The 12460-nt window shown below is 76.1% G+C and carries 9 protein-coding genes and 1 pseudogene; 4 read left to right on the top strand and 6 right to left on the bottom strand.

All coding sequences use genetic code 11. The features are described from left to right. Window positions 1-124: 124 nt before the first annotated feature. The 3 genes from LZF96_RS13120 to LZF96_RS26575 form a co-directional block, all read right to left on the bottom strand. On the bottom strand, window positions 125-1348 hold the full coding sequence (locus LZF96_RS13120; RefSeq protein WP_233870696.1) for a CaiB/BaiF CoA-transferase family protein: 1224 nt from the start codon (window positions 1346-1348) through the stop codon (window positions 125-127). A gap of 530 nt (window positions 1349-1878) precedes the next feature. Continuing rightward, entirely contained in the window at window positions 1879-4242 is a 2364-nt protein-coding gene (locus tag LZF96_RS13115) for an ABC transporter substrate-binding protein (protein ID WP_233870694.1), read from the bottom strand. A gap of 7 nt (window positions 4243-4249) precedes the next feature. Then, entirely contained in the window at window positions 4250-5155 is a 906-nt protein-coding gene (locus tag LZF96_RS26575; RefSeq protein WP_267940830.1) for a hypothetical protein, read from the bottom strand. A gap of 327 nt (window positions 5156-5482) precedes the next feature. Between LZF96_RS26575 and LZF96_RS13105 the strand changes: the two genes are divergently transcribed. The 3 genes from LZF96_RS13105 to LZF96_RS13095 all read left to right on the top strand — a co-directional run bounded on the left by LZF96_RS13105 (window position 5483) and on the right by LZF96_RS13095 (window position 8733). Then, on the top strand, window positions 5483-6607 hold the full coding sequence (locus tag LZF96_RS13105; RefSeq protein WP_233870692.1) for an aminotransferase class V-fold PLP-dependent enzyme: 1125 nt from the start codon (window positions 5483-5485) through the stop codon (window positions 6605-6607). A 150-nt stretch (window positions 6608-6757) separates the two neighbouring features. Further along, window positions 6758-7732, top strand: a complete 975-nt coding sequence (locus LZF96_RS13100) for a sterol desaturase family protein (protein ID WP_233870690.1) — start codon at window positions 6758-6760, stop codon at window positions 7730-7732. A gap of 149 nt (window positions 7733-7881) precedes the next feature. Next, on the top strand, window positions 7882-8733 hold the full coding sequence (locus LZF96_RS13095) for a lysoplasmalogenase (protein ID WP_233870687.1): 852 nt from the start codon (window positions 7882-7884) through the stop codon (window positions 8731-8733). Here LZF96_RS13095 and LZF96_RS27360 read toward each other — a convergent pair. Together LZF96_RS27360 and LZF96_RS13090 are read right to left on the bottom strand one after the other, a co-directional pair. Continuing rightward, window positions 8678-8809 (bottom strand): annotated as a pseudogene (locus tag LZF96_RS27360) (hypothetical protein); the annotation flags it as partial. The gene LZF96_RS13095 and the pseudogene LZF96_RS27360 overlap by 56 nt on opposite strands. A gap of 176 nt (window positions 8810-8985) precedes the next feature. After that, a complete protein-coding gene (locus tag LZF96_RS13090; protein WP_233870684.1) occupies window positions 8986-10536 on the bottom strand; it encodes a glycine hydroxymethyltransferase in 1551 nt (516 codons plus the stop codon). A gap of 239 nt (window positions 10537-10775) precedes the next feature. On the opposite strand from LZF96_RS13090, the gene LZF96_RS13085 reads away from it, so the two are divergent. Beyond that, entirely contained in the window at window positions 10776-11003 is a 228-nt protein-coding gene (locus LZF96_RS13085; RefSeq protein WP_233870681.1) for a dodecin, read from the top strand. 470 nt (window positions 11004-11473) lie between these two features. Here LZF96_RS13085 and LZF96_RS13080 read toward each other — a convergent pair whose 3' ends face one another. Continuing rightward, entirely contained in the window at window positions 11474-12403 is a 930-nt protein-coding gene (locus LZF96_RS13080; protein ID WP_233870678.1) for a carbohydrate kinase, read from the bottom strand. Between the last annotated feature and the right edge of the window lie 57 nt (window positions 12404-12460).

Below are 12460 nucleotides of genomic sequence, written 5' to 3'. Positions count from 1 at the left end.
CGGCGGATCGGCGGGTCCGGTCGCTGCCGCTCCCGTCTCGGAACGCCTCCCACGATAAGAACGTGTTCCACTTTCGACAAGGGCGACGCCCCGACCGGCGCCTTCGATCCCACTCCGCGCGCCCTCACGCCCCCGGCGCGTCGGGGGATGCCGGGTCGGCGGGGGCCGTGGCCTCCGCCAGACCGGGCAGTCCCCAGTCCCGGGCCACCCCGGCGGCGTCGGCGCCGGGCCGGGAGGGGCCCCGTCGCACCGCGCCGGGTGTGGCGGAGAACCGGGGCGCGGGGGCGGGCTGCACCAGTCCCCCGTGCTCGACGAAGGTGCCCCGGGCGGCGAGGTGCGGGTGGTGGGGTGCCTCCCGCAGCGAGAGCACCGGCGCCACGCACGCCTCGGTGTCGGCGAACACCTCCACCCACTCGTCCCGGGTGCGGCCGGCCATCCGATCGGCGATCGCGGCCCGCAGCCCCGGCCACCGGTCGGGGTCCTCGTGGTCGACGACCACCGGGTCGTCGGCGAGGCCGAGCAGCTCCAGGAACTCCGCCCGGAACCGGGGCTCCAACGGGCCGACGGCCAGGTACCGGCCGTCGGCGGCGGCGTAGGTGTCGTACCAGGGGGTGCCGCCGTCCAGGAGGTTGGCCTCGCGGCGGTCGTGCCAGGCGCCGGCGGCCATCATGCCGTGCAGCATCGTGGTGAGGTGGGCGGTGCCGTCCACGATCGCGGCGTCCACGACCTGGCCCGCGCCACCGGCGCGCACCCGGTGCAGGGCGGCGAGCACGCCCACCACGAGGTAGAGGGAGCCACCGGCGTAGTCGCCCAGCAGGTTGGCGGGGACGGCCGGGCGGCCGTCGGCGGGGCCGATGACGCCGAGTGCGCCGGTGATCGCGACATAGTCGATGTCGTGGCCCGCCCGGCGGGCCAGCGGCCCGTCCTGCCCCCAGCCGGTCATCCGCCCGTAGACCAGGCGGGGGTTACGGGCCAGGCAGGCGTCGGGGCCGACGCCCAGGCGTTCGGCCACGCCGGGGCGGTACCCCTCCAGCAGCACGTCGGCGCGTTCGGCCAGCTCCAGCACCCGCTCGGCGGCCCCCTCGCGCTTGAGGTCCAGCAGCACCGAGCGCTTGTTGCGGTTCGTGGTGTCCCACCGGGGGTCGATGTGCGGCCAGGCGCTGCCGGGACGGTCGACCCTCACCACGTCGGCGCCCAGGTCGCCCAGGATCATCGCGGCGAACGGACCGGGGCCGATGCCGGCCAGTTCGACCACCCGCACGCCCGCCAGGGGACCGTCGCCCGGTTCGGGGTCGGTCTCCCGCCGTGCGGCGTCCGCCGTGGCGTCCCCGTCGGTCTCCGCGCCCATCGCTCTCCCCTGCAACCCGTCCCGGACGGGGCCCACCGGGCACCCGACCGACCACCCGGATGGGCGGTCGTGGCGGGTGATCATAGGAACACGTTCCAGTTTTGTCGAGGAGGATGTCGCCGACCCCGGGGAGGGCGCACCCGCCGGGAAGCGCGCGGGCTCCGGGCTCCGGGCTCCGGGCTCCGGGCTCCGGCAAGAGGTTGTCGGCGGGGATCGTCCGGCTTTCCGGGTATCACCCGGCCGCGTTCCCGGGGAGACCACCCCGCGCGGAAGGGCACGGGCACCGGGAAGCACGCCCCCGTCGGAGCGCACGGGTTTCGGGAAGACCACTCCACCACGGGAGCGCGCCGGCCCCGAAAAGAGCCCGCCGGCGAGGATCACACGGCTTCCGGGGACCACCCGGCCATTCCCCGGGAGACCGCTCCCGGCGGGGAGCTCGCGGACTCCGGGAAGCGCGCCGCCCGCCCGGGGGTGCGCGGGCTCCGGGGACCACCCGGCCGCGTTCGCCGGGGAGACCAGCGCCGCCGGGGTCAGGCCCCCGCCATGGACGCCTTCCCCAGGTAGTGGAACTCCCCGTCCCGCACCTCGTACCAGTACGCCCCCTCGTCACCGGCCGAGAACCGGCCGTCGGCGGCGAAGGCGAGCGGCTTGGCCACCCCGCGCAGGCGGGCCGAGCGCAATCGGGTGAGGAGCATCTCGCGATCCGGCGGCGCCTGCGTCCCCATCCGCCGTACCGTCTCCACCAGCAGTCGGGCCGCGTCGTACGCCTCGGCGGCCCAGGGCTCCGGCTCCTCCTCGAACCGCTTGCGGAAGACGGTGGTGAACCCCACCGCCTCCGGCGCCCGCGCGGGATCGATGCGGGGGGCGACCAGCAGCCATCCCTCGGCGGCCTGCCCCGCCCTCCGCGGGAACTCCTCCCGCAGGGCGGTCTCCCACGCGATCCGGGGTCCGGTGAAACCGGCGTCGGCCAGCGCGACCGCCAGCGCCGCGACCGCGTCGGCCCGGCCCGCGTGCACCACCCCGTCGATGCCCTCGGCCAGCAGTCCGGCTACCGTGCCGACCGGGTCGCCCGCCCCGACCGGCAGCACCCGCGGCACGGGGGTGATCCGGTCGCGGTCCAGGGCACCGGTGACGGCCCGCACCGCGATACCGCTGATCGGCTCGGCGGCCCGGTCGTCCACCAGCCCCACCCGCCGCACCCCCGGTTCGCCGTGCAGCCGGTGGACCACCGCCAACGCCTGGGCCGCGGTGTCGGGGCGGGCGTGCAGCAGCGTCCGGTCGCCCTCGGGGAACTCGGCCGGGGAGAGCGCCAGCAGCGGCAGACCCGCCCGGGCGTACTGTTCGGCGGCCGGACGGGCCGACGCCTCGCCGGTGGGGCCGATCACCGCCCGCACCGCGGGGTCCGAGCCCAGTTCACGGGCCGCCTCCGCGGCCCGCCCGGGGTCACCGCCGTCGTCGACCACCCGCACGTCCACGTCGAAGGGCAGGCGGGCCAGGTCCGCGAGCTCCTCCACCGCCAGCCGCACACCCAACTCCTGGGCGCGGCCCACCCCGGCGTCTGCCCCGGTGAGGTCGGCGTGCACGCCGATGAGCAGCGAGCGCGCCGCCTCCGCCGGCGGTGCGCCGGAGCGGGCCCGACCGGCGAAGAGCACACCGGCGCCGCCGGCCGCCGCGGTCGCCGAGCCGGCGACCAGGAGCAGCAGGCCGCGCCGGGAGGGGCCGCGCGCCGTGTCCCCCGACCGACCGGCGCCGTCCCCGGTCTCCACCGGTCCGGGCCGGTCCTCGGCCCCGGGGAAAGGGTGACGGCCGGGGTCCGCGCCGGGATCGCCGCTCCCGACCCGGCGCGTCCCGTCGAGGGGGGCGCGGGCCGGCGGGGCATCGGGGGGCGGGACCGCGCGCCGACGGGTGATCAGGTCCAGCACGTCATCGGGCAGCCGCACCCCGCCGGGGTCGCCACCCCCGCCGGCCCGGGGATCGAGTTCCGAGCACAGCTCGGCGGGGGTGGGCCGCAGTTCCGGATCACGGTCCAGGCAGGCGCCGATGACCTCGAGCAGGCCCCGAGGGACGTCCGCGAGGTCCGGGGGTTCGCTCAGGATGCGCCGGCGCACCTCCCCGGCGGGCGCGGCGCCGAAGGGCAGTCGCCCGGTGACGGCGTGGGTCAGCACGCACCCCAGGGCGAAGACATCGGCCGGCGGGCCCGGTCGGCGCTCGGGCTCCTCGGCCTGCTCCGGTGCCAGGCAGGAGGGGGGCAGGATCAGCGGCCCGGCCCCGTACAGCGCCCCGGCCAACCCCAGGCCGGTCAGCCGGGGCCCGTCCGGGGCCAGCAGCACCCGCGCGGGGGTCAGGCAGGCGTGCACCAGACCGGCCCGGTGCACCGTCTCCAGCGCCTCGGCCAGTCGGGCACCCACCTCGCGCCCGATATCCCGGGGCAGCGGACCGCGCGCCGCCACCACCATCGCCAGGTCGGGGTCGGGCAGGTACGGCTCGGCCAACCACACCAGGCGGCAGCCGATATCGGCTGCCACCGGCGCCACCGCCCAGCGACTGACCACCCGCTGCGCGGAGGCGGTGCCGCGGGCGAACGCGGAACGGAACTCGGTGTGTGCCGACCACGGGTGCGGAACCACCCGAAGCGTCATCAGCACCCCGCCCACCGAGCGGGCCAGGTAGCAGGTGCCGGGGGGATCGGCGGGCAACCGCCCCAACAGTCGGTGGCCGGCCAGTCGGGCGGGGTCCGCCGGGTGCAGCGGGCCGGGGCCGGGGTCGCCGGGGTCCGGCGTGTTCGTGCCGGCGCCCGCGGCGAACGGGGCGGGTGTTCCGGCGGCTCCGGGGTTGCCGGGATGACGGGGCGCGCCGGATCGGGAGGACCCGGATCGGGACGACGGGGTGTGCACGGGCTCCTCAGCTCAGCTCGGTGTGCGCGACGGTGATCATGCGGCGCATCAACCGCTGCGCGAGATCCGTCAGTTCCTCCTCGGTGGAGCCGTCCGTCCCCTTCACCGCGAGGGCTGCGGTCACCGGTCCGACCCGGGCCACCAACCAGAGGTAGGGGTGCGGCCCGCCGAGGTCGTCGGCGAAGAGGTCACCGCGTTCGGTGATGAGGTCATCGGCGGGCAGCGTCCCGTTACCGGGACGGAAGGCTCCCACGGAGGTCAGCCCGGCGATCCGCTCGTCGGCCCGCAGCCGCTGCTCCGGGCAGCGCAGCCCCTCCTCCAGGATCCCGGCCATCCTCCGGTCGGCGGCCGTCACGTCGTCGTGCACCGTCACCACGGTGACCACGCCCAGGGGGCCCGGGGTCCCCCGGCCCTCGGTCGGACGCTCGGCCTCGACGGTCCGCAGGGCGAGGATGTCGTCGGGTATCGGCTCGCGCTTCCACACGCACGCGTCGGTGAGGACGGGGTGGGTGTCGGGGGTTCGCGCCGGACCGGTCTCCGCGTCGGCCGGATCGGCGAAGCCCCCGGACGCGGAGGGATCGGACGCGGAGGGATCGGCATCGGGGCGGTCGTCGGCGGAGCGATCGACCGCGACGAACCCGGTTCCGTGGTCGGCGACTTCCGGCAGTACGGCGCCGGCCAGCAGGGCGGCGGACGCGGCGTCCCGGGGCAAGCGCTCGGGATCGGGCACGAAGGGCGCGGCCCCCGGTGGGAGGGGATCCTCCGCGGGCTCGCCGGGGTCCTCCCCGGGGGTGGCCGTGGCGGCGGACCCGGCGACGGGATCGGCCCGGGTCGGATCGCTCCCGCAGCCGGTGACCAACAGGACGGTCAGCGAGCCGAGGACCACGGCCCGCGTCACCGGTCGTTGACGCATACGCGCCTCCCTCCGCGGGGTGCCGGACGGTTCGGCGGGGATCACCCTAGCGGGCCGCCGAACGGGGCGGAATGGCTTTCCGTCACGGTCCGGCTACGGTGACCGGCCGGGATCGGGCCCGCTCCGCGGAGCCGATCCCGGCGAACCGGTCCGTCATGCGCTCCCCCGGTGCACTCCGGGGCGCACGCCCCGGGGTCCCCCACCCTCGATGACCACGGCCGGAAGGAGTCGCGGGCCTCCCGGGCCGGGAGGTGGGAAACCGGCCGGCGGGGGGCGGGAACGCCCGATTCCCTCGCGGGAAAAGAACATCGATCGGAGACTGTCACCATGAAGACCTCACGCGATCTCCCCACCGACCCGGCCGCGGCAGCGGGCGATCTTCCGGCCGACCTGATCGCCCGCGAGTTCTCCCCGGACCCCGGCTACTTGAACACCGCCTCCCACGGCCTGCTGCCAGCCCGGGCCGCCCGAAGGCTTCGGGAGGCGGTGGAGGACCTGACGGTCGGTCGGATCGACCACATCGCGCTCATCGACGAGGCGGAGGCGGCCCGGGTTCGGTGGGCCCGACTGGTGGGGGTGGCCCCGGAGCGGGTGGCACTCGGCTCCACCGTCGCGGCCCAGGTCGCCGTGGTCGCCGCCGCCCTGCCCCGGGGGGCCGAGGTATTGACCGTGGAGGGCGAGTTCAGCTCGGTGTCCACCCCCTTCCTGCACGCCGACGACCTGCGGCTGCGCGTCGTGCCGCCGGAGAAGCTCGTCGACTCGGTGGGACCGGACACCGCCCTGGTCGCCGTCAGCGCGGCGCAGTCGGCGGACGGTCGGATCGCGGACCCGGCGGCGGTGCGGGAGGCGGCCCGCGCGCACGGCGCCCGCACCCTGGTGGACGTGACCCAGGCGGTCGGTTGGATGGACTACGACGCCGAGGCCGACGACTTCGTGGTGTGCGGCACCTACAAGTGGCTGTTGGGGCCGCGCGGCGCCTCCTTCATGGTGGTGCCCGCCGACGGTGGTGGCCTGCGGCCGGTGCAGGCCGGGTGGTTCGCCGGAGCCGACCGTTGGGAGAGCTGCTACGGCCCCGTGCGGGACCTCGCCCCGACCGCCGCCCGCTTCGACCTCGCCCCGGCCTTCCTGCCCTGGTCGGGCACCGCCCGGGCCCTGGAAGTGATCGAGGAGGTCGGGATCGACGCGATCCGCGCGCACGACCTGGCGCTGGCGGAGCGCTTCCGGGCCGGTCTGGAGCGACTGGGCCGCCCGGCCGCCCCGGAGTCGGCCGGGTCGCCGATCGTCTCGGTTCCGGGCACGGGCGCGGCGGTGGGGGCACTGGCCCGGGCGGGGGTGTCGGTGGCGGCCCGCGCAGGCGGCCTGCGCGCCTCCTTCCACCTCTACAACACCCGGGCGGACGTGGACCTGGCCCTGAACGTGCTGGAGGGCGTCCCGGCCGGGGCCGGGGATTGAGCCCCGCCGGCGCGGCGGCCCCCACCCCGCACCGGCGGGGTGCGGGGTGCGGGGTGCGGGGTGCGGGGTGCGGGGTGCGGGCGAAAACTTTTCCGTACCGATGGGTAATGCCCCCCGGGCAGGGACGACACGCGGCCCTACAGTGCGCTCATGCCCAATCCGCCCGATGTCGTGCTGTGGGCGATACCCGCCTTCGCCCTGCTCACCGTGATCGAGATGATCAGCTACCGGCTGCACCCGGACGAGGACGCCGCCGGCTACGAGACGAAGGACGCCGGCACCAGCCTCGCCATGGGGCTCGGCAGTCTCCTCTTCGACCTGCTGTGGAAGATCCCGATCGTCGCGATCTACGCCGCCGCGTACGCGCTGACGCCGTTGCGCGTCCCCCTGGAGTGGTGGACGATCCCGCTGCTGGTCGTCGCCCACGACCTCTGCTACTACTGGTCGCACCGCGGCCACCACACGGTGCGGATCCTGTGGGCCTGCCACGTGGTGCACCACTCCAGCACCCGGTTCAACCTCACCACCGCGCTGCGGCAACCGTGGACCACCTGGACGGTGTGGCCGTTCTACCTGCCGCTGATCCTGCTGGGCGTGCACCCGGCGGTGCTGGCCCTGCTCTCCTCCGCCAACCTCGTCTACCAGTTCTGGGTGCACACCGAGCGGGTGGGCAGGCTGCCGGCGCCGATCGAGTTCGTCCTCAACACCCCCTCCCACCACCGGGTCCACCACGCCTCGCAGGGCGATTACCTGGACCGCAACTTCGGCGGGGTGCTCATCGTCTGGGACCGGATGTTCGGCACCTTCGCACCGGAGACCGAGCGCTGCGTCTACGGCCTGACGAAGAACATCGACACCCACAACCCGCTGCGGGTGGCCACCCACGAGTACGCCGCGATCCTGCGTGACGTGCGGGCCGCCCGCACCGGACGGGACCGGCTGAACCACGTGTTCCGCGGCCCGGGGTGGCGCCCGACGGAACGGGTGCCGGAGGCGGCTGGTGCCGGGGTCGGAGGGCCCGGGAGGACGACCGCAGACATCCCGGCCGGGGCGGACGGGCGCCCCGGGGGCCACCTCCCCGGGACGGTCCCGGGCTCCGCCGGCGAGCCGACCGCCGTCGGATGACGTCGGGGAACGCCACACCCGCCGGGGACGCGGCGGTGCCGGGCGGTGTCCCGTCGCCCGCCGCCCCCGGGTCCGGGCGGCCCACCGGGGAGGCCCCGGCGTCCGGGGGGATCCCGGACGCCCCCGACCACCGAGCCGATCCGGCCGGTGTGCGGCATCGGTCCGCCGGAACGCCGACCGAGCGGACCGCGAACCGGCGGAACCGTATCCTCCTCGGCTCCGGCACGCTGTTCCTCCTGCTCTGCGCCGCGCACCTGCTCGGGCACGCCGTGGACGCCGAGGCGCTGCACCGGGCGACCAAGCCGCTGCTGATCCCCGCCCTGATGGCGGTGGTCGTCGCCCGGCGCGGGCCCGGGTTGCTCCTGGTCGCCCTGGCCGGCGGGTGGGCGGGTGACGTGCTGCTGATGCCGGACCACCCGGGGGCGTTCCTCGGCGGGATGGCGGCCTTCGGCCTCGGCCACCTCGGCTACCTGACGCTGTGCCGCCGCGCCGTCCGTCGCGGCTCCTCCCCCACGCCGGCGCGGATCGCCGGCGCGGCGTGCGGGTACACGGTGGTGGGTGTCCTGGTCGTCGTCCTGCTGTGGCCGGGCCTGCCGGCGGAGCTGCGGATTCCGGTGGCCGGCTACGCGGTGTTGTTGACCGCCACGGCCTGCGCGGCGGCCCTCGCGCTCGGGCCCCGGGGCGCGGCGGGAGGGGGACTGTTCCTGCTCTCCGACGCGCTGATCGCGGCCGGGATCGCGGACGGCCCGGTGATCCCCGCACAGGGATTCATCATCATGTCGACTTATCTCGCCGCGCAGTGGCTGTTGGCGGACGCGGTGCTGCTCTCCCCCGCCGGGGCGCGGGGAGTTCGACCCGGGCACGGACCAGGGCGTCGCGACGGACGCGGTCGGCGCGGCGGGTCGTCTCCGGGAGACGGGACCCCCGGCCCGGGTGCGGGGCCCGGGCACGGGCCGCCGTCAAACCGATACGGGGCCCGGCGGAGACGACCACCGACGTGACGCCCGAGCGGATGCGCGGCGCCGAGCCGACCACCTCAGGCACCCCCATCACCGCCGTCGCGCCCCGGGGCCCCATCCGGGGTGTCGAGGGGCGGGGTGGTTCCCCCCGCCCCGGACCGGACCCGCCCGACAGCGGGAAGCGACGCGGGGCGGGTCGGCGTGCCACCGCCTCGGCCGCATCGGCGGGGTGCCGGGCCCGGCACCCCGGGTATCGGGCGGGACGGCACGGTCCCGGGGGCGCCCGTCACCGGCTCAGCCCAGGTCCACGCCCGGGTACAACGGGTGCTTGTCCAGCAGATCGGCGGCCCGGGCGGCGACCGTCGCCGTCACCCCCTCGGCGACGTGGTACCGCGCCCGGGAGGCCGCCCCGGAGGCGGTGGCGGCGGGGGTGGTGTGCGCCAGGACGGTGTGGATCAGGTCGGCGATCTCCTCCATCCCGTCGGTGCCCAGGCCACGGGTGGTCAGCGCCGGGGTGCCCAGCCGGACGCCGGAGGTGTACCAGGCGCCGTGGGGGTCACGGGGGATCGCGTTGCGGTTGGTGACGATGCCGGCGTCCAGCAACGCGGCCTCGGCCTGCCGGCCGGTCAGCCCGTAGCCGGAGACGTCCAGCAGCAGCAGGTGGTTGTCGGTGCCACCGGTCACCAGGCGGGCACCGCGCCGCAGCAGCCCGTCGGCGAGCGCGCGGGCGTTGTCCACCACCCGGGAGGCGTACTCCCGGAAACCGGACTGCCGGGCCTCGGCCAGTGCCACCGCCTTGGCGGCCATCACCTGCGGCAGCGGCCCGCCCAGGACCATCGGACAACCCCGGTCCACGTGCTCGGCCATGGAGTCGTCGCACAGCACCATGCCGCCGCGCGGACCGCGCAGCGACTTGTGGGTGGTGGTAGTGACGATGTGGGCGTGCGGGACCGGGTCGAGGTCCCCGGTGAGCACCTTGCCCGCGACCAGACCGGCGAAGTGCGCCATGTCGACCATCAGGGTGGCGCCGACCTCGTCGGCGATCTCCCGCATGGCCGCGAAGTCCACCAGGCGGGGGTAGGCCGAGTAGCCGGCGATGAGGATGAGCGGCCGGAACTCGCGGGCCGCCGCGCGCACCGCCGCGTAGTCCAGCAGACCGGTCTCCGGGTCGGTCCCGTAACTGCGCTGCTCGAACATCTTGCCGGAGATGTTGGGGCGGAAGCCGTGGGTCAGGTGGCCACCGGCGTCCAGCGACATGCCGAGCATCCGCTGGTCGCCCAGGGCCCGGCGCAACCGCGCCCAGTCCTCCTCCGACAGCTCGTTGACCTGCCGCACGCCGGCGTCGGCGAGGGCGGGGGCCTCCACCCGCTGCGCGAGCACCGCCCAGAACGCGACGAGGTTGGCGTCGATGCCCGAGTGCGGCTGCACGTAGGCGTGGGAGGCGCCGAACAGTTCGCGGGCGTGCTCGGCGGCGATCGACTCGACGGTGTCGACGTTGCGGCACCCGGCGTAGAAACGGTGGCCGACGGTGCCCTCTGCGTACTTGTCGCTGAGCCAGTTCCCCATGGTCAGCAGCACGGCGGGCGAGGCGTAGTTCTCGCTGGCGATCAGCTTGAGCGACTCGCGCTGGTCGCTCAGTTCCGCGCCGATGGCGTCCGCGATGCGCGGCTCCACGCCCCGGATCACCCGCAGGGCGTTGCGCAGGGCCACCGATTCGGGGGTACCGCCGACATTGTGGTCGGGCGCCTCGTGGTGGGTGTGGGCCGCCTCGAAGGGCTCGGGCGAGACGAAAGGCGCGGGAACACCGGGGTCGGTGGCGGGGTCGAGGTTCTCGTTGCCGGTCATGCGGGGGCCTTCCGAAGGTGTCGTCGGAGCGGCCCGGGCACGCGGCACGGTGTGACCGCCCGGGGGCGGGGGTCGCTTCCCGATGATTCGTTCCGTCCGCACACGCCGGTCACGGCCCGTATCGAGCCTAGCACTCGCGGGACCGGCCCGCCCGGGGCACGGTGGAGGGGACCGTCCCGGTCGCGCGACCGGGGAATCCGCATCCGATGCGCGGCGCCGGCGCCGCACCAGGAGGAAGCGTGTCCGAACACACCTACAGGGTCACCGAGATCGTCGGCACCTCGCCCGAGGGGTTGGACGCTGCCATTCGCAACGGCATCGACCGGGCCGCGCGCACCCTGCGGAACCTGGACTGGTTCGAGGTGACGCAGATCCGCGGGCACATCGAGGACGGACGGCCGGCCCACTTCCAGGTGGGGCTGAAGGTGGGGTTCCGGCTGGAGGACGGGGAGGAGGGCACCGGCTGACACCCGACCGGACCGGATCGGGCCGGCGCCGGCCGGGTCGCGTCCCATCGGGCCGGCGCCACGGGTGACCGCCGGTTGACCGGGGCCGCCCCGATCCCGGTCGGACCCGGCTCGAGCCGGGGCGGCCCCAATCGAGTCGAGTCCGGTCGGATCGGGCCCGGTACCGCGCCACGGGCGGCACTGGGGCGACCGATCCCGGTCGGTTCGAGCCGGACCCGGCCGGGACGGCCACGATCGGCTCGGAGCCGGCCGGGTGACCGCCACGGCCGGCTCCGTGCCGGTACCCCCGCGGACGGCTCCCGGAGCGGCGCTCGTCACGCCCACGGCCGAGTCCCATGGTCTCCGCGGCCCGTCCCCACTCGACGGCGAACGAGGCGTCCCGGCAGGCCGGTGTGGTCCGGCACGGTTCGCCCCGGCGTGACGGGGAGCGCCCCGGCGCGTGTCCGCCCGCCCGGAGGCGGCCCGGCGTCTCAACCGGCGTCCGCGCCCGTCCCCTCGGCCGCCGGCCCGTCCAACTCCTCGAGGGTCGGCGGCTGGGAACCGGCGCGGGTACAGGTCAGCGCGCCGGCGCGGGCGCAGCGTTCCAGCACCGCCGTCAGTTCCGCCGTCCCCGACGGCGGGCCGCCGCGCCGGGCCACGGCGTCCAGCAACGCCGCCTGGAAGGCGTCCCCGGCGCCGACGGTGTCCACGACCTCGGTCGGCGGCGCCGTCACCCGCACCGTCCCCGACGGTGCGACACCCAGCGCGCCGGCCGCGCCGAGCGTGACGACCACCAGGCGCGGTCCCTCGGCCAGCAGTCGGCGGGCCGACCGTTCCGGGGACTGCCCCGGGTACAGCCACCCCAGGTCCTCATCGCTCGCCTTGAGCACGTCGGTGGCCGACGCCAGGCGTCGGGCGGCGGCCCGGTACCGCTCACGGTCCGGCTGGGCGGCCGGCCGCACGTTGAGGTCGGCCGCCACGCTCACCCCGGCCTCGCGCTGCCGGGCGCACAGTTCCAGCACCCGTCGGGCGCCCGGTTCGAGCACCGTCGCCAGGGAACCGGTGTGCACCACGGCCGTGTCGGCGGGCACGGTGAGCTCGTCCGGCGCCCAGGAGGCGAGGAAGTCGTAGCGCGCGGCGCCGGCGTCGTCCAGATGGGCGAGGGCCACGGTGGTACTGCCCGAGGACGGCATCCATCGCACGTCCAGACCCGCCTCCTCCACCCGGGCGCGCACCAACTCGCCGGGCGGGTCGTCTCCCCGGGTGGTGACGAGGGTGACCTCGCGCCCCAAGCGGCGCAGGCCGACCGCGACGTTGGCCGGGCTGCCGCCCGCCACCGCCCTCGGCTGCTCCTCTCCCTTGCGCCACAACAGATCGACCAGGGACTCCCCCACCACGGTGACGCGGGCGACACGGCGCACGATACGGCTCCTCTCCGGTACCGGGGCGCCGACGGCTCGCACCGGCGCCCGACGTGG

The sequence above is a fragment of the Streptomyces sp. ST2-7A genome (genome assembly GCF_021390475.1).
In the GTDB taxonomy this organism is placed as follows: Bacteria; Actinomycetota; Actinomycetes; order Streptomycetales; family Streptomycetaceae; genus Streptomyces.
Note: the sequence above shows the minus strand (reverse complement) of the source record. Positions and strands in the feature narration are given on the sequence as shown.

Bases quoted from the DNA above. Each gene is read 5' to 3' on its own strand.
- LZF96_RS13120 (WP_233870696.1), bottom strand. From the start codon at position 1,348: ATGGGCGCGGAGACCGACGGGGACGCCACGGCGGACGCCGCACGGCGG.
- LZF96_RS26575 (WP_267940830.1), bottom strand. From the start codon at position 5,155: ATGCGTCAACGACCGGTGACGCGGGCCGTGGTCCTCGGCTCGCTGACC.
- LZF96_RS13105 (WP_233870692.1), top strand. From the start codon at position 5,483: ATGAAGACCTCACGCGATCTCCCCACCGACCCGGCCGCGGCAGCGGGC.
- LZF96_RS13100 (WP_233870690.1), top strand. From the start codon at position 6,758: ATGCCCAATCCGCCCGATGTCGTGCTGTGGGCGATACCCGCCTTCGCC.
- LZF96_RS13090 (WP_233870684.1), bottom strand. From the start codon at position 10,536: ATGACCGGCAACGAGAACCTCGACCCCGCCACCGACCCCGGTGTTCCC.